This window comes from Lacticaseibacillus suilingensis (assembly GCF_016861845.1).
GTDB lineage: Bacteria > Bacillota > Bacilli > Lactobacillales > Lactobacillaceae > Lacticaseibacillus > Lacticaseibacillus suilingensis.
Genome location: NZ_BOLV01000001.1, coordinates 252,953 through 273,276, shown reverse-complemented (window position 1 = coordinate 273,276; position 20,324 = coordinate 252,953). Strand labels below are relative to the sequence as shown.

The window sequence follows — 20,324 nt, the reverse complement described above, 5'->3', positions numbered from 1 at the left end:
AGACAACTAAATAACACCACATACAAGGAAGTGCTCATCATGACAAACACCACACCAGCCAGCGTCGCCATGCTTAAAGTGATTGAGGCTTGGGGCGTTAAACATATTTTTGGTTACCCCGGCGGTTCTTTTAATTCCACGATGTCTGCTTTGGAACAGGAAAAAGAACGCCTTCAATACATCCAGGTCCGCCATGAACAAGTGGGCGCGTTAGCCGCCGCGGCCGATGCCAAACTCACCGGCAAAATCGCCGTCACCTTTGGCTCCGCCGGCCCTGGCGCCACCAATCTACTTACTGGGCTGTACGACGCCCGCGAGGACCACGCGCCGGTGCTGGCGCTGATTGGCCAGGTGCCACATGACAAAATGAACTACAACTTCTTCCAAGAATTCGACGAAAACCCGATTTTTGCTGACGTCTCCTGCTACTGTCGCACTGTCATGACGCCAGAAAGCTTGCCTTACGTCGTGGACAAAGCCATTCGTGAAGCCTACAAGCATCGCGGCGTGGCAGTCGTCATCATCCCTAACGACTTCGGCTACGTGCAAATCCCGGATGTGCCCTACAAGAGCACCTCACCGACGGATAACAAGCCGCAGCCGGAACCAGCAGCCACTGATGAAGAAGTCGATCAGGTGCTGACCATGCTCAAAGCCGCCAAGCGGCCAGTCATTCACGTCGGCCGTGGGATCAAAAACGGCGGCGATCAGCTGATTGAATTATCCAAAAAACTGCAAATTCCGTTGATTATGACCGGTTTGACCAAAGGCCTGCTAGCCGAAGATTACGAAGGCAACCTCGGCCCGGTTAACCGCGCTGGTTCCAAAGCCGCCAACGAAATCATGGATATTGCCGACCTGGTGATTGCATTGGGGACAGACTTCCCGTTTGCCAATAATGTGTACACGCGCCATGATTTCAAGTTCATTCAGGTTGATCATGACGAGGCGCAATTCGGCCGCCACCACTACCTCGACCTGGGCGTCTGGGCCGACGCCACCCAGTTTGTGAACAAGATGCTTGAACGCAGCCAGCCGCAGCCGGCTTCCGCCTTTTTCCAAGCCGCCGTGGCGGACCAAAAGAACTGGCAGGCTTACCTCAAGAAGCTCGCCACGCGCCGCACCGATCCGCTTGAATTCGAACCGGTCTACAACGAACTCAATCGCATCGCTAACGACCGCACCGTGGTGTCCCTGGATGTTGGCGACAACACCATCAACTTGCTGCGGTACATGAACGTTAAACCAACCAACAAGTGGGTCGTTTCTGCCTTGTTCGCCTCGATGGGCGCCGGCATCCCCGGGGCCATTGCCGGGGCGTTGAGCTTCCCTGACCGGCAAGTGGTGTCCATTTCTGGGGACGGGGCCTTCTCCATGGTCATGCAAGATCTGATCACCGAAAAGAAATACCATCTGCCAATTTTGAACATTGTTACCTCCAACACCACCTTGGGCTTTATCCGCGACGAGCAAGCCGACATTCCTGGCATGCATGATTACAGCGGCATTGACTTGGAAGACCAAGATTTTGTCAAAATCGCGGAAGGCATGGGCGTCGAAGGCGTCACCGTGACCAAGAGCGATGATTTGAAAGCTGCTTTTGATCAGGCGGCAGAGGTGCTCGCTGCTGGTCGGCCCTTTGTCATCAATGCCAAAATCACCTTGAAGCGTGGATTCCCAGTTGAAGCGCTGAAAGTCGCGATTAAGGATGGCCGCGTGGTGGAAACGGTCGATCCGGCGTTCAATGCCAATGATGTTGAACACCATGTCGATGACCTCCAAGGCCTGTTCGACTACTACGACGGCGAAGAACTCAAACCGCTGCAGCACTTCCTTGATGAAGCGCAGGTTACCCTCTAGCCACATTCCTTATCACAGTTACCTTCTACTTTTGCCGAAGCAGAAATCGCGCCGCTTGGCCCAGTGCCAGGCGGCGTTTTTGAATCCCGGCTGCGAACCAAGGCGGTCTTAGCCCAACATCCAGCCTAGCTCAAGGCATTGCCGCCGGTTTTTGGCGACAATGCCTTGGGCGTAGCTGGATGCTCGGGCGTTGCCTTGGCGAGCGCAACTATCCAGGCTGTAAGCAAAGGCGGGGCATCCATATGACCAGGGTAGTCGCGCTGCATGAGGCCAACGCCTGAGCGATTTGATCAGTCTGTAGCGCAAAGCACATACAGACTGACATGCGGCAGCAGCTACGCCTGAAGCCTCACCGCCAAAAAGCGGCGGCAAGGCTTCAGGCTAGGCTACCCATCCGGCCAATACCGGCCTCGCTCCGCAGCCTGCCTTACAACATTGTTATTTGCCGCCGCCTGAATCTTCTACTAGACTAAAGGTAATTTCAGAAAAGAGGCGCAGGTCAATGACAAAAGGATGGTGGGTCATTTTACTCGCGCTTATCACCTTCGGACTGGCGCCGCAAACAGTGCATGCCAGCGTTCAGCGGCAGGTACCAACGCTGTATTTGCATGGGCATCATGGTGGTCCCAATTCAATGGTGCCACTAATGACCGCCGCGCAGCGCGCGGATCATGCCACCGCGGTGGTCACGGCAACGGTTGATGGTGATGGTCAAGTTCACCTTGCCGGCGATTGGCCAGTTGCCACCCATCGGCCGCTGATCAAAGTCGTGTTTAAAAACAATCGCACGCTCAATTACCATCGCATTGCCGACTGGTTGCGCAACGTCATTGAAACGCTGCAAAGCCGCTACCAAATCACCAAGTTTAATATTGTCGCCCACAGCTTGGGCAATGCCGCCGTTCTGTTTTATGAGCTCCGGTATGGTGATGTGCCTGGGCTACCGAAACTGCAACGCTATGTGGCCATCGCCGCCAACTTCAATGGCGTGCCCGGGGTGCACCACTTACGCCGGCAGCATCACCTTGGCCCTGATGGCAGGCCACCGTGGTTTGCCCCGGATTTTCGCCGGGCGCTTCGGCTGCGGCGGCATTTTCCAGTGAACCAGGTCGATGTGTTGAACATTTACGGCAACATCGGCGACGGCACCTACTGGGATGGCAAAGTACTCAATGTTTCCTCCCGCTCGTTGAAATACCTGCTCGGCCGGCGGTTGCGCAGTTACCGCACGCTACCCATCTACGGTCCCCAAGCCCAACATAGCCTGCTGCGGTATAACCTAGAAGTCGCAGGCGCGACGAATCATTTTCTTTGGCCATAACAAAAGCGGCAGCCCTCATTTTTTTGAGGACTGCCGCTTTGCTTTACGCTGCTTGGATAACAATCTTGTCATCGACCAGTGTGGCCTTTAGGGCCTTGTCAGCTGGATGATCCAGATAATGGTCGGTGACTTGGTCGCGGATGTTTTGCTCAATCACCCGCCGCAATGGCCGCGCGCCCATCGCTTCATCATAGCCTTGGTTGATCAGCCAGTCTTTGGCTTCAGGGGTCACAGTCAAAGTGAGCCTTTTCTTCGCCAGCGTGGTGTCAACATCGCTGAGCATCAGATCCACGATTTTACCCAAGTCGTCCTTGGACAGGTGGCTGAACTCGACAATGCCGTTGAACCGGTTCAGGAATTCTGGCCGGAAGTAAGGTGCCAGCCGCTTCATCAAATCCTGATCCGCGTCCTTTTGGCCAGTTAAAGCTTCATTGCCAAAACCAGCGTTCGAGGTCGCGATAATCACAGTATTCTTGAAATCGACCACATTACCTTGGCCATCGGTCAGGCGGCCGTCATCCATCACCTGCAGCAGCAGGGTCAGCACTTGCGGATCCGCCTTTTCAATTTCATCCAGCAGCACAATCGCATACGGATTGCGCCGCACTTGTTCGGTCAAGGTATTGCCATTATCTTCATAGCCAACATAGCCGGCAGAAGTCCCAATCAGCTTGGATACCGCCGTCCGGTCGCTGTATTCAGACATATCAAGGCGAATAATCGCCTCTTTGCTGCCAAACAAATCCAGCGCCAACTGCTTGGCCAGCTCCGTCTTGCCGACCCCGGTCGGCCCAACAAACAGGAAGCTGCCAATCGGCCGATTGCCTTCATCAAAGCCAGCGCGATTGCGGCGAATGGCCCGGGCCACCATATATACGGCTTCGTCTTGACCAATAACTTTCCCCTTCAGGCGCTTGCCAATGTTCTTCAGGCGTTCAATGTCACTGGCGCCCATTTGTGCCACGGGAATGCCAGTCAAGCGTTCGACCGCCTGCGCCACATCATCTGGCGTGGCCACCACTGGCTTTTCGGTGCCCGTGTCATTCTTCTTTACTTCCAAAGCTTCAATTTGCTGCTTCAACTTAGCGGCTTGTTCAAAGTCCTCGGCCTTAGCCGCTGCGTCTTTCTGGGCGTTCAAGTCCTTGAGCTGCTTGTCCAAGGTGACTTTATCCACCACTGGATGCTTGGCGGCCAGATGCGCCGCAGTCATATCAATCAGGTCAATGGCCTTATCTGGCAACGACCGCTGCGGAATATACTGCATGGAATAATCCACTGCCGCTTTGAGCACATTGTCTGGTAGTTCCACATTGTGGTGCTTTTCGTACAGGCCTTTGACGCCTTGCAAAATCTGGACCGTGGTTTCCGGGCTCGGTTCATTGATGGTGACATCATTGAACCGGCGTGCCAACGCCGCGTCCTTCATGATGGTATTGCGATATTCATCCTGCGTGGTGGCCCCGATCACGGTAATTTCACCGCGGGAAAGCGCCGGCTTGATGATATCCGCCAAGCCCTTGCTGCCGTCTTCGCCGCCAGTGGTACCGGCGCCGAGAATCTGATGGATTTCGTCAAAGAACAAGATGACATTACCCTGCTGCTTGACGGCCTTGATCAAATCCTGAATGTTCTGTTCAAAAGAACCGCGATACTGGGTCCCAGCTTCCAGGCTCGACAAGTCGATGGAAACAATCCGCTTGTCGCGAATGGCTTCGGGCACGTTGCCTTTCACAATGGCCTGCGCCAAGCCTTCAACGACAGCCGTTTTACCAACACCGGCGTCCCCGACCAAAATCGGATTGTTCTTGGTCCGGCGGCTCAAAATTTCAGCAGTTTCCTGAATTTCTTTGTCGCGACCAATCACTGGATCCAAGGTGCCAGCCTTGGCTTCGGCGGTGAGGTCACGTCCCAATTTGCCTAAAATATCTTGTTTTTGCGGTTTTTGTGCTTGCTGTGTGACCGGAATATCTTGTCCCTGTCCTGCTTGCGCTTGATACTGCGCGACTTCTTCTGGGGTCAATTCATGGCCATTAACGACATAGCGTGCCCGCCCATCGCCCATCTGGCGCATGACTTGGTTGAAAAAGTCATCCATATCATGATCAAAAAACGAATCTGAAAAATTAGCCATTATTATCCTTCCTCTCTGACGCATCGCCTGAGCCATGCGGACACGTTACTTCATCTCAGTAAACAAGGCGCAAAAACACCGCCAACGCGGCGGTGTTTGCTTCTCTATTCGACCGCACCGTTCGTCCGGCTCTTGTTTACATAATATATAATACCACCGTTTTAGCACTCGTGCAAGTAGAGTGCTAATTTTTCTGATTTCTTTTTCAAAGTTCCTGGCCGCGGGTTTGGCGATGGTGGGCTCCGCTTGGCGGGGGCTGGCTGTGCGGCCGGTTCGAGCCACAAACCGGTCTCGAACCTAAAGTTGAAGCCACCTTCGCTGCGCTCATTGGTGTCTTCAACTTTGCCGCGATTAGCTCTGGGAAGCCCAGCGCCAAACCCGCGCCGGTCTTCCTGTCGCTAATCGATTCACTGCCAGTCCCCACCAAGCTACGCGCACCATCACCAAACCCCCTCGATAACAGTCAAGGCAATCATGAAGCGCCATGCCCACTATCACCCTATCACCTTGAAGAAATCCCAGTCTATCAAAAGGGTTTATCACAAAGCCATTGAGTTCGGATGAGACATCACCGAGCTGACTCGGGCCGACCTACTGTTATCTAGTGGCCCGGCCCAGCCGTCCTCCGCAGCACGACTGCCAACTCACCCCACTATTGTTATTGAGCTGGTGCCGGTGGCGGTGGGCGGAGCTTGGGGCGCGTGGCTAGCCGTGAAACGATAACGACTAGTCAAACTGCGGGTTTTGCAGGTTGACCAGTCGTTATCGCGGCAGTTTTGAAGACGCACTGGAGCGTCAGCGACTGCGGCTTTAAAACTAGGTCCGAGACCGGTTTTCGGCTCGGACCGGCCGCACAGCAAGCCGCGCGCCCCAAGCGGAGCCCACCACCGCCGGCACCCGTGGCCGCCGACAAAAAAATCCCTACTCAATTGAGTAGGGATTGGTGGTTCTAGCCAAGCAGAACGGCGTCATCGCTGAGTTCGTTGCCACTTTGAGCCTTGAACAGGTCAAGCAGGTCGGGAATGGTCAGACCGTGCTTCTTTTCGGCCGGCAAATCGACGACAATGCGGCCATGGTCGAGCATGATCAGGCGGGTGCCGTACTTCAGGGCATCCTGCATGTTGTGCGTAATCATCAAGGTGGTGATGTGCTGGGCGGAAACGATTTGCTGCGTCAGCGCCATGACCGTCGCCGACGTCTGCGGATCCAGCGCCGCTGTGTGCTCATCGAGCAGCAGCAGTTCTGGCAAGTTCAGCGTCGCCATCAGCAAAGTAATGGCTTGGCGCTGCCCACCTGAGAGCAAGCCGATTTCGGCATCGAGGCGATCTTCCAGCCCCAAGTTCAGGCTGGCCAGTTTTTCCTTCATCAAAGCCAAATCATCGTGCTTCACGCCGCGGCGCCAGAAATTGCGCCAGGTGCCGCGCTTGAGCGCCAGCGCCATGTTTTCCTTCACTGTGAGCAGTGGTGCCGTGCCGGAGCGCGGGTCCTGGAACACGCGTGAAATCAGCTGGGCACGTTTGGCCACGCTTTGATACGTGACGTCTTGGCCGGCAATTTTCACTTGACCCTGGCTGATCGGCAGCGACCCCGCCACGCTGTTGAGCAAGGTCGACTTACCGGCTCCGTTCCCACCGATAATGGTGACGAATTCGCCGGGTTGCAAGGTCAACTCGATGTTCTTCAAGGCGTGATTCTCGTTAGGCGTGCCTTGTTCAAAATACTGATTCAAACGATGGATTTCTAAAGCAGGCTCTGTCATCAGTTATTCATCTCCCGTTTATTAGCACGCCGCGCGCGGCTTTGTTTGATTTCCTTTTGCGCCAGCGGTAAGGCCAAGAAGACCACCAGCATCAGCGCGTAGAAGAGGCGCAGGTAATTCGGATCCACGCCGAGCTGCAAGACGCCGGCAATAATCAGGCGGTAAATAATGGCCCCGACAATGATCATCACCAGGCGCTTGCCGAAGCTGACATTGCGAATCAGGATTTCGGCAATGATAATCGCTGATAAGGCAATGACCAAGGTGCCAATCCCCATTGAGACATCCGCGAAGCCGTTAGTTTGAGCCATCAAACTCCCAGACAAGGCAATCAAACCGTTGGACAGCATGTAAACGATGATTTTCATGTTGTCATTGTTGACGCCGTTAGCGGCGGCCATCGCTTGATTATCCCCCACAGCGCGAGCCGCCAAGCCCATTTCCGTATTAAAGAAGAACACCAGCAGACCGATGACAATGGCCAAAATCACCACCCCGATGACAATCGTGGTGATGGTGCTATCGCCGATAGTGGCCATCGTGAACACCGTTTTGATATTCGAAAGCAGTGACACATTCGCGGCTTTCATGATGAACAAGTTCACCGAGTACAGGCCGGTCATGGTCAAAATCCCGGTTAAGAGATCCGGAATTTTCAGCTTGGTGTGCAGCACGCCGGAGACAAAACCCGCGGCCGCGCCGCCGCAAAAACCGAGCAAGGTGGCTAAAATCGGGCCGGTGCCCGAAACCAGCTGATGTGCAGTGATGGCAGCCCCTAACGGAAAACTGCCTTCAGCGGTCATATCAGCGATGTCGAGAATCCGGAAAGTCAGATAAACCCCGATTGCCATGATGGCCCATAAAAAGCCGACTGAGATATTCGATACCAGGATGTCCATGTTAACCTCCATTAACTAAGTGCTAAGAATGAGAACTATTTCACGTCTGCGTCGGTCAGATTGAAGGCCTTCATCATTTTTTCGTTCTTGATGACCATGGTCTTGGCTGGTGCTTCAACTGGCAGATTTTTGACTTTTTTGCCTTTCAAAATCTTGATGGCGAGTTTGGCCGTTTGGCGGCCTAATTCTTTGTAGCTAATCCCGCGGGTGGCGACCCCACCGTCTTGCACCATCGTCGAAGCGGCGCAAACGGCAGGCACGTGTTTCTTCAACGAGACCTTGGCGACGGTTGGCATCGCCGCGGCCACCGTGTTATCCGTGACCAGGTACATCGCATCACACTTGCCGGCCAGCGTTTCGGTGGCAGCCTGCACGTCATTCGTCGAGGCGACGGTGGTGGTGGCGACTTTCAGACCCAATTGCTTGGCGACCTTGATGGCGGACTTGATTTGCACCACCGAGTTTTGTTCGGCGGCGTTATAGAGCAGACCCACGGTTTTGGTCTTAGGGAAGAGCTTGAGTAAGTATTTCATTTGCGCCTTAATGTCCACCATATCGGTGACGCCGGTGGCATTTTGGTCCGGCTGGCTGGCGTTGGTGACCAGGCCGGCCGCCTTCGGATCGGTGACAGCGGTGAAGACCATTGGCGTGTCCTTATCGGCCTTAGCTAAGGCCTGCGCGGCTGGGGTGGCGATGGCCAAATTGACATCGTTTTTGTCCTGCTTCAGGCGCTGGCTCATGCTTTGCAGATTGGATTGGTCGCCTTGGGCATTGACGTAATCGATTTTGATTTTATCGCCGGTGTAACCTTCCTTGGCGAGTTCTTGTTCAAAGCCTTTGCGCGCATCATCCAGCGCGGTTTGGTTGATCAATTGCAAGATCCCGACCTTGACGGTTTTGGTCTCCTGGGCGTTGGTTTTACTGGAGCATCCTGCTAAGGTCAGTGCGGCAACGGCGGCAAGGCCGATCAATGTTTGTTTCATTTTCATGTTGTTTTCCCCCTGGACGTCGACCTTCGGCTGGGACCGCGGCCAGCCCAGAATAGAAAAGGGCCAGCCATTTGGAAATCATCCAAGTGACTGGCCCTTTTTTCCCGGGAAAAAGAAAAAGCCACATGGATGATTGCTACGATCCATGTGGCGGTTAATTGCACGTTAAGATGTGCCGGCCATCATGGATACAAACCCTGCGGTTTGCATCCATGATGCAAACCGCTATCCGAAAAAGCCGGCGAAAAATGTGTGATTAAGCTGTGTTGTCATTACTCGGTTCATGTTCAACACGTCCTTTACCCCAAAGATTAACCTTTGGTATGTAAATGAGAATACCGCTCATTCAACTAGGCGTCAAGGACAATTCGCTTATTTCACAGATCACCGGCGGGAAAACCTGGTGCCAAGCCTATTCGACGGCTTTGGCGGCCTTTTCGACTTGCGCTTGCGTCAGGCCGAACAGCTTCATGCGCTTGGCATCGGTGACCAAAGTGGACTTGGCCGGCGCTTCAATCGCCAGATCAGACACTTTTTTGCCTTTCAAAATCTTTACCGCCAGTTTGGCCGTTTGCTTGCCCAAATCTTCGTAGTTGATGCCGACCGTGGCAACAGCGGCGGGTTTCACCATGGTGGCGTCGGCGGTGATCACAGGGACCTTTTTGGCTTCAGAGACCTTGCCGATGGTTGGCATCGCGGCTGCGGCGGTGTTGTCGGTTGGGATGTAAATCACATCCGCCTGGCTGGCCAAGGTTTCGGCCGCCTGCTGGACATCGTTGGTGGTGGCAGCGGTTTTAACCACGGCTTTCAGCCCCAACTTAGCGATTTCTCGCTTGGCGATTTTGATCTGGACCACCGAATTTTCTTCGGCGGCGTTGTACAACAGGCCAATCGTTTTCGCCTTCGGGAAGAGTTGGTGAGCAAAGTCGATTTGGCCTTTGACATCCACCATGTCGGTGACCCCAGTGGCGTTCTTATCAGGCGCCTTGGTGGATGAGGTCAAGCCGGCAGATTTTGGATCAGTGATGGCGGTAAACACCATCGGGGTCTGGTTATCCGCTTTGGCCAAGGCCTGAGCCGCTGGCGTCGCAATGGCCAGGTTCAGGTCGTTTTTATCGCTTTTCAGCCGCGCCGACATGGAGCTCAGATTGCCTTGGTCGCCTTGGGCATTCAAACTGTCAAATTTGATCTTAGCGCCTTTGTAGCCTTCTTTGGCCAGTTCTGCCTTGAAGCCTTTGTTGGCGGCATTCAAGGCGCTTTGATCGATCAGCTGCAGGATTCCGACCTTGACGGTTTGCTTGTCACTACTTTTGCTACCACAAGCCGCTAAACTCAACGTCAGACTCAATGCGGCAACACCCATTAACATATGCTTGATTTTCATTTTGATTTCCTCCCAGAAATTATTCGTGTGGCGAAGGCAAAAACAGCCGGCCGCGAGGAATCTCCCACACGGCCGGCCATCTTCTTTCCGGAAAGAAAAAGCCACATGGAAGAGTCTTCTCATCCATGTGGCGGTTAATGTCATCAAAATACGACGCCTATCATGGATGCAAACCTGCTGCGCGGTTTGCACCCTAGAAGCGCAAGCCGCTATCCGTAATAGCCGTAATAATACGAGCGATTAAGTTGTGTTGGATTAAGTTCTGTCATGATCAACACTCCTTCGCGCCAGTTAACTGGCATGTGTAGACCTTACGATAATTAGAAAATGGTGTCAAGGCTTATCGTAAAATTATTTTTCTGCCAGTGGGGCGCGGTCGCGATAAATCAGCTCAAAATGCTTGCCGTCGCTAGTGTTGAGCTTGGTCACCGTCGTGTTTTGTAAAATCGGCAACGACCGCAGCAAGGCGAGCGGTCGACCCAACAGCGCATTGACCAGCACTTGAAACACCAAACCATGTGCCACCACCAGAATTTTGCCGCTGGGATGCGCGGCTGCGGCGGTGGTAATCACCGGGACCACGCGCTGTTCCACCTCCGCATAGCGCTCGGCGCCAATCGCTGGGGCATAATCAGCGTCAAACTCCAACGGCCGGTGAAAGTAGATCTCCCGCCCTAAGCCATCTTCAATCTGATCTGGCCGCTTGCCATCCCAGGCCCCGAGGCGCATTTCCCACAAGCCATTGGCCGCCTGCAGCGGCGTGTGCGGGTCATCATTAGCGGCCACAATCATTTGGGCCGTGGTCAGCGCCCGCGGTAGCGGCGAGCTTAACACTTGCACAAAACGATGCTGAGCAAGCGCCTGTCCGACCCTGGCCGCCCCAGTGCGGCCTTTCGCGGTTAATGGCGAGTCCACTAGCCCGCCGTTGATTTCCCCCCGCTGGTTGATTTCAGTTTCGCCGTGCCGCACCAGATAAAATTCAGTCATTGTCTTGCCTCCTTGACGATTATACCAAACCAACTGTGGCGCATGAGACGCAAAAAACGATCACGCCGCTTGACGTGATCGCCTTTGAGCAAAGCTGCTATCGAATCAAGCCCCCAGTGGCGCCGCTGCTGGCAATGAAGGCATTCACTTGCGCCAAGGTGGCCAGGGGACTGTCGCCAATTTGAGCATGCGCTAAGGCGGTGTTGGCCACGGCAAAGGTCAAGCTGCGATCCACCTGCCATTGCTGCGTCAGGCCATAGATAATCCCTGCGGCATAGGCATCCCCGCCGCCGATGCGATCCAAAATCATCAGCTCCTGCGGCTCGGACCAGTGCAAGCCGGCTTCATCGCAGACGAAGCCTTGGATGAAGTCGCGGCCGTCTTTTTGCAGCCGCTTAGTGCCGGCAAACACACGCAAATCATAATCAGCTAAGAACTGCTTGAACAACGGCTCATCCGTGGTATCCCGCGGATAGCCCATGAGGTCGGTTAAATCCCGCCGACTGCCAAACACCACCTGGCTGGACTTCAACATCCGCTGATAATACTGGCGCATTTGTTCGTGCGTATTGTGCTGGTTCAGCGCCACTCGGTAGTTGAAGTCAAAGCATACCGCCGTCTTTTGCTTAGCAGCAGCTTCGGCAAAGGCAAACGCCGCTTCACGAGTGCCTGCAGTCAGGCTCAAGGAGATGCCGCAAATATGCAGCACATCCACATCCTGCAGCGCCGCGGTCACGGGATAATCCGCCACGGTGCTGGTGCCGAATGCGCTCGCCAGCCGGTTTTGATAAGTGACGCTTTCCGGCCGGTTGCCATAGCCAAGCTCGACAAAGAAACTGCCGAGATGATCGCCGCGCTGCTGGACAAAGCGGTCACCCACCCCGATGCGACGCAGCGCGCCTTGCGCTGCGCTACCTAACCGGTTCGCTGGCACGGCCGAAATCAGCCGCGTGTCCTGCCCAAAATGCGCCAAACTGGCGAGAATATTGACGCCGGTGCCGGTAAAACTCATTTGCAGCTGATCGGTTTGTTCCAAAAGCAAGTGGTCAGGCACCGTCAGCCGCAGCATCACTTCCCCAAACGCTGCGATGGTCATGATCAGGCCTCCTAGTCGACGAGCCGCTTGACAATGGCGAGCAGCGCCGCCACATCTTCAGGCTTGGTGTCACCAGTGGCCTTGTCAATGATAGAGGAGTAAACATGCGGAATCACGCGTTTCACGCCGGCATCCAACGCAATCTGCAGAATTTCCTCAAAGTTGGCCAAGTCGATGCCGCCAGTTGGTTCCAAGTCGAAGTCGTGATCGGCGCAAGCTTTCGCCACGGCGCGAAACTCTGCTTCATGGGCCAGGCCCTTCATGGGGAAGTACTTGATTGAAGTGCCGCCCATGTCTTTCAGCAAGGCGATGGCAGTTTCAATCGGCACTTCAGCGGCTGGCGCCTGGCTGCTTAATGGCCCAGTGGCGATATTGACAGTGCCGACATGGCCCGTGGGTGAAACCAAGCCATTGATGACGGTATCATGCTGACCCAACAGCGCCCGACTAGTCCCCACCCCGGTGAAAACTTGGTTAACATGCTGCGGGGCAATCGCGGCACTAACGCGGCTCACCATTTGACTTTGGTTGGGATCGCCGGCGCCAAGCCCGACCGAAACGGCATTGTTAATCGCCGCTTGATACAACTTCATGTCGGCAATGGCGGCTTCATCGGTGGGGTAGTTCTTGGTCAGCACGCCCAGCACGACATGCCCTTCGGCGGCGTCATAGCACGCTTTGGCGTTGGCAACCGAGTTAGCCAGGACGTTTAACGCCACGCGGCCTTGGTAGTAGTTAGGTTTCAAGTCAGTCATTATTTTGCCTCCATGATGGTCTTCAACCGGGCCACAATTTGGTCCATTTCATCCTGATCAACTGCACGAATATCGAATTCGATAATCCCTTCATTGGCCCGATATTCACGGGTGTAAATGGCCGGGTTGCCGGCCTTCAGTGCTGCGGTGACTTGCTTGGCGGTCAGCGGCGCCTCAGGCTTGACGGTGACGCTGGCGCGATAGATTTCGCGGCCAGCACCGTCTTGTTGCTGTTTCGCCGCCAGTCCTGGCACTTCATTCAACGCGGTCAAAAATGGCGCCAGCCGCGCTTTCATGTGAGCGCCGGCTTCAGGGCCATTGGTCAGATACTGTTCGATGGCGGCGGTTAAGCCTAAAATGTTATCCTTGCCGATCTTCATTGCCCGGCCGATGCCGCTGCTTTGCAACTCGATCCAGTCGATGTATTGCTTCTTACCAAAGACCAGGCCAGAAGCTGGGCCTTCCAGCGCCTTGGCGCCACTGAAGACCACCAAATCGACGCCCATTTTGACGTATTTGATCAAGTCTTCTTCCGCCGCCGCATCCAAAATCAGGGGCAAATTGTGGGCATGGGCCACTTTGAGGGCTTCCGCCACCGTCAGCATGCTCTTTTGCACGGTGTGATGGGACTTCACATACAGCACTGCCACGGTTTGGTCGGTGATCATCATTTCAATGTGTTCCGGCGTGCACATGTTCGCATAGCCGGCTTCGACTAATTGCCCGCCGCCCAGGCCAATCATGACTTCTTCTGGGGCACCATAGTCGACATTGTGGCCCTTAGGCATGATCACTTCCCGCTTGGTAAAGCGTGGGTCGTTGTAATGATAAGCGTGATACTGACTACCGCGGCCAATCAAAGCAGCCACCGCCAAGGCTAACCCCGCCGAGGCGGAATTGACGATAATCGCCCCTTCTGCACCCAGCAGCTTCGCAATATGAGCGCCAGTTTTCTCCGTGAGGTCCTTCATTTCAAAGAAGTGGGTGCCGCCAAATTGCTGGGCATCAAGCACCGGCTGGGACACTTTCGAGACGCCAAGGATGGTCATTTTCCCACTGGCGTTGATCACTTGTTTCAGCCCATATTGGGCATAAACGTCTTCACTCATGATTAGTCCTCCAATTCGTAAACCTGGCCGGCGACAATCGTAGTGGTTGGCACCACCAGCGTATCCGTGTCGCGGGTGTTGTGATTCGAATCCGTCAAAGTCTTGTGCCCTTTGCGAACTTGGAAAATGGTGACGTCGGCATCTTTACCCACTGCCAAGGCACCTTTTTGGTTGAGGTGGAAGTTCTTTGCCGGCGCCTTGGTCACCATGTCAATCAGGCTCGGCAAATCATAGCCAAGCAGCAGCATTTTCTCGATGCAGGTGGCTAAGTCAATGACGGGGCCATTTTCGCGGTTGGTGTGGTAAATATCACTGCTCAGAGAATACGGATCCAGCCCCGCCGCATGGGCCAGTTCCATGGTGTGGAAGTTAAAACTATCTGTCCCATGACCGACATCAAAAATCACGCCGCGGCGGTAGGCATCCCACACGAAGTCTTCAATCTTGCCATCCTGGTCAATGATGCCGTTGGGTTTGCCGTTGTAGGCATGGGTCAAAATATCACCTTTTTGCAGCAAGGCTAGCACATCTTTGAGTTCTGGTGGGTTGGCGCCCACATGCACCATCAGCGGCATGTCGCCCATTTCGTGCTGAATGCGTTTGCCGGCAATCAAGGGCTTGACATCATTGTCGATAACCACCGAGTGGCTTTCCCGGACCTTCAGCCCGACGATAAAGTCTGGGTACTTCTTCAAAGCATCCAGCACCAAGTCGTCTTGAATGCGGCTCATATCGCCCAGTTCATCCTGAGCCAAGATTCCCGTTTTGGACACGTTGATCATCGCGTAGACGTTGGTTTTCTTGTTGCGGGTGATGTCATAAAAGTCGCCAATGTTGTCGGCGCCGGTTGAGCCCGCGTCGATCACAGTGGTCACCCCAGTCGGTACGCCATCCAAATCGGGATCATCATAGTACAGCGTCAGCTTCTGATAGCAGTGGGTGTGATCATCGATCCAGCCCGCTGACACATAACTCTCACCGTGCAAGTCAATCGTCTTGCCGGCTTCCAGATTTAACTTAGGACCAACTGCGGAAATTTTCCCTGCGGTAATCCCGACTTCGATGGGTTCACCAGCCGCAGTGCGACCATTTTTGATGTAGATGTCTGTCATGCTACTTACGCTCCTCAAACTTGAATTTTGTCCACGGCCCCACGAAATCTAACAACGGCAGTTCAGCTTGACTGATATGGCCAATCAGATTTTTCCGAGCATCCGTGTGTGGTTCAAGCACCACTTGTAATTCATTTTTATATTTACCAAAATCATCGTTACCAACCACCACATCACCGCGTTCAAACTGCCGGGTGTTGTCATGCGGGGCATTGGCCTCAGCAGCAAACTGCTTGCGCACCTCCGTCGAGCGCACCACCCTCTCAGTAATATCACCACGGCGAACGTGCTGACAATCAAAAGCAATTGTGCGTTCAACCGGATTGCTCGTTGGCAGCAGCGCCAGGTTAAAGGTGAGCTGATAGCGATCCAAGGCACCTAATGCCGCGAGCTCTTCATCACTGGCATAGGCGTTGCCGATAATCACATCATCGATCACCCCGGTGGCAAACAGGTGCTTGGCCTGCACCGTAATCGGCAAGTGGCGATGCGCCTCCAAGGTTGGCAAGCCGTCGTTCACGGACCATGGCCCGATGGTGGCCACTTGCGAGCTGATAAACGCGGCGGTGCGTAAGTTGTTGCGCTTAAACCGGTTGGTGCAGGCCATGAAGAAATCTTCTGGCAGGCCGGTGCCTTCTTGCGGGTAGAAGTTGTGGCAGCCATACAAGAAAGGCTTATTCGCCTGGTAGCTCAGGATGTTATCTAGATAGGCGACGTCATTGCTCATGTTGAGTTCAATGATCAGGTGCTGGGGGTTATAGGTCATCAAGGCTTCTTTTTGACCATCGAAGCCCTGATCCAGGCGAATGCCATCGGCCCCGAGATCAGCGAAGAAGCTGAGATCATCGTAAGAAATGCCTAACTGCGCAAAGATATTCGGCGCCACATCTAAGATGACCTCGTAATCTAAGCTCTTCGCGAGTTGAATGAGCCGGCGATATTTCGCCACCACCCGGTCTTTGTCCTCAGTAATCTCCAGCATGCTCATAAAGAGTCGAGAAAAGCCGTTGGCAGCGGCCTGGTGGAGATAGCGCTCGTTATGCGCCTCATCACTGTGATCGGGATAAATGGAAATGCCTAAGCGTCGTGGAATCAACGTTTCTTACTCCCTTCCGGATGAAGACTCTTGATGCGGCTGAACTTGTGCAGCATCACCAGCGACATAAAGACCGTTACTGCCGGCACCACGAAGTACTTGATGGCCCAGGGCCAGGTCACGAGAATGCTCAGCGCGATGACGCCGACACTAAGCAAAATGGTTTTGAACCCTGACAAGTTGGTGACAAAAGCAGGTAACCATTCTCGTTCCACCACGACCGCGCTAATCATAAACACCATGACCAATGCAATTATCATGTCTTCATCCCTTTCATTGCGATACAATCATAACATTATAATCTTTCAGTGTAAACCCTTTAGTGATTTGTTTTCGTGAGGGCTTTCATTAGACTTCGTAATCGATTTGATACGGCCGTACGCTGGTGTTATAGGTCGCTAACGAGTACTCCACCACTTCATCAAACTGATCATATCCCAGCCGCAAGCGGCGCATCGCGTATGGGAACGGTAGCTTCAGCATCTTGGTGACAGCATCATCAATTTTGCGGGTGGCGAAGGTATCCTCGAAGCGCTTGACGGTGATATTCGCCAACTTGAGCGCTTGATAGAGTGAGTGCTCTTCCAAAGACCCAGCTGAAATCTGCTCAATCGGAATGCGCAAGTAGTGGACGAAGAAGATAAACGGTTCGCCGTCTAATAAGTAAAGACGCTCAATTTTGGTGATGTCTTGATGCGTGTCACTGCCAAACGCTTCAGGCACCTCAGTGTAACGGCAGGAGGCAATACTGAGCACTTTTTTCTCCATCTGCCGCCCTTCAGCTTCCAAAATCGTGGAGAAAGAATCCGCCTTGGACAAGCGATTAAACGGGCGATTGCTAATGACAAAGGTCCCCTTACCACTTTGCTTTTTGAGGTAGCCTTCCTTCGACAGGATTTCCACCGCATTACGGACGGTAATCTTGCTGACATCGTACTCAGCCATTAATTCGTTTTCGGTAGGAATTGCTTGGTTGAGGGCATACTGATCCTTGAAAATTTTTTTCTTGATGTCCTCCGCAATGTCCTTATATAAGATACCGGTTCTTTTCATCCGCTCAAACCTAGCTTTCTCAGATAATATACCGCCAGTGTACCATACGATTTTTGGAAAGTATACGTTTACACTATAACGTTATAATGTTACACTCCCCTTGTGCACAGAACTCATTCAACTATTTTTGCAAAGGAGCAATGATCATGAAGAAACTGATGGACTTCCTTGAGAAGTATTTCATGCCAGTTGCCGATAAAATCGGTAACCAGCGTCATTTGCTCGCGATTCGTAACGGCTTGATTTCAATCATGCCACTGACGATCGTGGGCTCCATTTTTGTCATTTTTCTGAATCTCCCAATCGACGGTTACGACCAAATGATTGCCGGCTTCCGCCCGATTCTTGATATTCCGTTCCGGTTCACCGTTGGGATTATGGGCCTGTATGCCGCCTTTTCCGTAGCGCATTACTTAGGTAGCTCATACAAACTCGATCCTCTGAGCTCAGGGCTGCTTGCTGTGGTGGGGTACCTCATTTCGGTGGTGACCCCAGTGCGGGTCACTGAAGATGTGAAGAACGTCATCTCCGCTGGTAACTATCTGTCCATCGCGGACATCAGTTCCACCAGTTTGTTCGGCGCGATTGTTGCCGCCGTGGTGTCAGTGGAAATTTATCACTTCTTCGTTGAACACAAGATCACCATTAAGCTACCAGCCACGGTCCCACCGGCTGTGCTGAAGTCCTTTGAAGCATTAATTCCAGCGTTTGTGATCATGATGCTGTTCTGGGGCCTGCGTTACGGCTTGAAGTTTGATATGAACAGTTTCATCACCTTGCTGGTATCACCGCTGAAGCACTTCATGGTTGGGAACAGCCTATTCGGTGGTTTGCTGACAGTCTTCCTGATTCAGTTGTTCTGGAGTTTCGGGATTCACGGCGAAAACGTCTTGGGCCCAATTATCCGGCCAATGTGGGACGCAGCGATTTTGGAAAACATGGATGTTTTTGCCAAGTCTGGTAACGCGCACGCTTTGCCAAACATCTTCACCGAACAGTTCCTGCAGTGGTTCGTCCAAATCGGGGGCTCTGGGACAACGATTGCCCTGGCCATTCTTTTCCTCACTTCTCGCTCGAAGTTTGCCAAGCAAATGGGTAAAATGACCATTGTGCCTGGGCTGTTCAACATCTCTGAACCGCTAGTCTTTGGGACCCCAATTGTGATGAACCCGATTTTGGTCATTCCGTTCATTCTCTCACCAATCGTTTTGACCATTGTTTCTTACATTGCCACGATTACCGGCTTAGTGCCGATGATGATGGCGAAGTTACCATTTACCATGATCGGCCCGATCGGCGCCTTAATGAGTACCAATTGGAGTATCCCGGCCGCGATTTTGAACGTAGTCAACATCTTGATTGCCATTGCGATTTACTATCCATTCTTCAAGATTTTCGAACGCGAACAACTCACCATTGAAGCCAAGGCTGACGCCGAAGCGTAGCCGGCAAATAGAAAGGATCTGATTTTTTGGGTGTTGACGTTAAACTGGACCCGGTCAAAGATGAAGCTCGTTTTTACCAGCTGACGCTATATGCATTTAACCGCCAAGATACGCCGCAGCGGCAGGCCTTTTTCGGTCAGCTTTACCGTCATAGCCTCGCTTATGGGGCCATCGAGGATGGCGAATTGAGTTCCGGCTTTCTCGCCATTCCCTTTGAGACGCAATTTCATCAAAACCGCATCCCGATGCGCGGCATCAGCTATGTTTCCAGTTATCCCGAAGATTCAGGTCATGGTAATATCACGAAACTGATGCACCGGTTCTTCGAGGACTGTCAAGCTGATCAGGTTCCGCTAGCTTACCTCGCCCCGTTTTCATTTCCTTTTTACCGCCGGTTTGGGTTCGAGCAGGTCTTTGATCGCGTCCACTACCACGTTCAAACTCGTGATGTCGGCAAGCTGGCCCTGCCTGACTTTGCCAAAACCGATGAAGTCAGCATCAAACGGGAATCTTTTGCCCAAGCTGGCCCGAGCATCGCCGCCTTCCACGAGGCCCATCCCTTTAACCAAGGTGGTGGCACGATCCGCAGCGCCTGGTGGCAAGACTATCTGACCTTGAAACACGCCACTTGGGAAGTGGCGACCTGTCTGGTGGCAGGCAAGCTGGAGGGCTATGTCATCTACAGTCGCGATGGCAACCAGCAACTCAGCATCCAAGAATTCTTCTGGACCAGCAAAACCGCGTACTGGCAGTTGCTCAATTTCATCGCGCGCCACAAAGGCACCTATGCCGCGTTCGACTACATTTCTGGCGACCCACGGCCACGCATCGATGCTTTCTCGGATCCTCATGTGAAGAAATCCATGACGGCCACCAGCGAAGCTTACATGATGGCGCGCATTGTCGATTTACCAATGTTCTTCAAGTACTACCATGTACCAACCGATCGGGACTTCAAGCTAACTTTGACGGTCACGGATGACTTCCTGCCGGCCAATAACCGCACCTGGCAACTCACTGGGCAAAACGGCACTATCGCCTGCCAGCCCACTGATGACGCTGCAGAACTTACCATCGACATCCGCGAGTTGACGCAGATCTTGCTGGGTTACCGGCGAGCAGAAGACTTGATGCAACTGAACTTAAACACTGACCAGGCTGCCGCACTGAACCGGCTCGTCCAACCCAATTTGGTGCCTATGCTGTGGGATTACTTCTAACTTAGATTGATCAGACCTGTGCCGCTTGCGGTGCAGGTCTTTTTGTCCTCTAGCATTTCACGATGCTTTGATGCTGCTTGACTCCCAGGAGCCACTGGCTGGCGCTCC

17 protein-coding genes are annotated in these 20,324 nt (G+C 53.4%); 4 read left to right on the top strand and 13 right to left on the bottom strand.

The annotated features are described in order from the left end of the window. The first annotated feature begins 39 nt into the window (after positions 1-39). Together spxB and JUF11_RS01315 are read left to right on the top strand one after the other, a co-directional pair. Positions 40-1,860, top strand: a complete 1,821-nt coding sequence (gene spxB / locus JUF11_RS01320) for a pyruvate oxidase (RefSeq protein ID WP_204117980.1) — start codon at positions 40-42, stop codon at positions 1,858-1,860. A gap of 502 nt (positions 1,861-2,362) precedes the next feature. Continuing rightward, positions 2,363-3,181 carry an alpha/beta hydrolase gene (locus tag JUF11_RS01315; protein WP_204117979.1) on the top strand — a complete coding sequence of 273 codons (819 nt, stop codon included), beginning with the start codon at positions 2,363-2,365 and terminating at the stop codon, positions 3,179-3,181. Positions 3,182-3,224: 43 nt separating this feature from the next. Here JUF11_RS01315 and JUF11_RS01310 read toward each other — a convergent pair whose 3' ends face one another. The 13 genes from JUF11_RS01310 to JUF11_RS01250 all read right to left on the bottom strand — a co-directional run bounded on the left by JUF11_RS01310 (position 3,225) and on the right by JUF11_RS01250 (position 17,551). Then, positions 3,225-5,312: an ATP-dependent Clp protease ATP-binding subunit gene (locus tag JUF11_RS01310; protein ID WP_204117978.1), complete on the bottom strand. Its 2,088-nt coding sequence runs from the start codon at positions 5,310-5,312 to the stop codon at positions 3,225-3,227. A 949-nt stretch (positions 5,313-6,261) separates the two neighbouring features. Further along, entirely contained in the window at positions 6,262-7,071 is an 810-nt protein-coding gene (locus JUF11_RS01305) for an ABC transporter ATP-binding protein (RefSeq protein WP_125580080.1), read from the bottom strand. After that, on the bottom strand, positions 7,071-7,970 hold the full coding sequence (locus JUF11_RS01300; protein ID WP_204117977.1) for an ABC transporter permease: 900 nt from the start codon (positions 7,968-7,970) through the stop codon (positions 7,071-7,073). The genes JUF11_RS01305 and JUF11_RS01300 overlap by 1 nt, the downstream gene beginning before the upstream one ends. A gap of 35 nt (positions 7,971-8,005) precedes the next feature. Beyond that, positions 8,006-8,959 (bottom strand): ABC transporter substrate-binding protein, encoded by a 954-nt coding sequence (locus JUF11_RS01295; RefSeq protein WP_204117976.1) that lies wholly within the window; start codon positions 8,957-8,959, stop codon positions 8,006-8,008. 412 nt (positions 8,960-9,371) lie between these two features. Beyond that, positions 9,372-10,343 (bottom strand): ABC transporter substrate-binding protein, encoded by a 972-nt coding sequence (locus JUF11_RS01290; protein ID WP_204117975.1) that lies wholly within the window; start codon positions 10,341-10,343, stop codon positions 9,372-9,374. Positions 10,344-10,694: 351 nt separating this feature from the next. Beyond that, positions 10,695-11,330, bottom strand: coding sequence for a histidine phosphatase family protein (locus tag JUF11_RS01285; protein ID WP_204117974.1), 636 nt, complete (start codon positions 11,328-11,330; stop codon positions 10,695-10,697). Between the two features lie 97 nt (positions 11,331-11,427). Then, a complete protein-coding gene (locus JUF11_RS01280; RefSeq protein ID WP_204117973.1) occupies positions 11,428-12,426 on the bottom strand; it encodes a sugar kinase in 999 nt (332 codons plus the stop codon). An 11-nt stretch (positions 12,427-12,437) separates the two neighbouring features. Next, a complete protein-coding gene (gene dagF, locus JUF11_RS01275; protein ID WP_204117972.1) occupies positions 12,438-13,181 on the bottom strand; it encodes a 2-dehydro-3-deoxy-phosphogluconate aldolase in 744 nt (247 codons plus the stop codon). Next, entirely contained in the window at positions 13,181-14,290 is a 1,110-nt protein-coding gene (locus JUF11_RS01270; protein ID WP_204117971.1) for a DgaE family pyridoxal phosphate-dependent ammonia lyase, read from the bottom strand. The genes dagF and JUF11_RS01270 overlap by 1 nt, the downstream gene beginning before the upstream one ends. A gap of 2 nt (positions 14,291-14,292) precedes the next feature. Further along, positions 14,293-15,402 carry an amidohydrolase/deacetylase family metallohydrolase gene (locus JUF11_RS01265; protein WP_204117970.1) on the bottom strand — a complete coding sequence of 370 codons (1,110 nt, stop codon included), beginning with the start codon at positions 15,400-15,402 and terminating at the stop codon, positions 14,293-14,295. A 1-nt stretch (position 15,403) separates the two neighbouring features. Next, positions 15,404-16,495 (bottom strand): DUF871 domain-containing protein, encoded by a 1,092-nt coding sequence (locus JUF11_RS01260; RefSeq protein WP_204117999.1) that lies wholly within the window; start codon positions 16,493-16,495, stop codon positions 15,404-15,406. Beyond that, positions 16,495-16,758 (bottom strand): hypothetical protein, encoded by a 264-nt coding sequence (locus JUF11_RS01255; RefSeq protein WP_204117969.1) that lies wholly within the window; start codon positions 16,756-16,758, stop codon positions 16,495-16,497. Before JUF11_RS01255 ends, JUF11_RS01260 begins: the two co-directional genes overlap by 1 nt. Before the next feature lie 88 nt (positions 16,759-16,846). Further along, the gene (locus JUF11_RS01250; RefSeq protein WP_204117968.1) at positions 16,847-17,551 is read right to left on the bottom strand and encodes a GntR family transcriptional regulator; all 705 of its coding nucleotides are present in this window, start codon (positions 17,549-17,551) and stop codon (positions 16,847-16,849) included. A 146-nt stretch (positions 17,552-17,697) separates the two neighbouring features. On the opposite strand from JUF11_RS01250, the gene JUF11_RS01245 reads away from it, so the two are divergent. Both JUF11_RS01245 and JUF11_RS01240 read left to right on the top strand, forming a co-directional pair. Continuing rightward, positions 17,698-18,996, top strand: coding sequence for a PTS sugar transporter subunit IIC (locus JUF11_RS01245; protein ID WP_204117967.1), 1,299 nt, complete (start codon positions 17,698-17,700; stop codon positions 18,994-18,996). A gap of 26 nt (positions 18,997-19,022) precedes the next feature. After that, positions 19,023-20,216, top strand: a complete 1,194-nt coding sequence (locus tag JUF11_RS01240) for a GNAT family N-acetyltransferase (RefSeq protein ID WP_204117966.1) — start codon at positions 19,023-19,025, stop codon at positions 20,214-20,216. Positions 20,217-20,324: the final 108 nt, after the last annotated feature.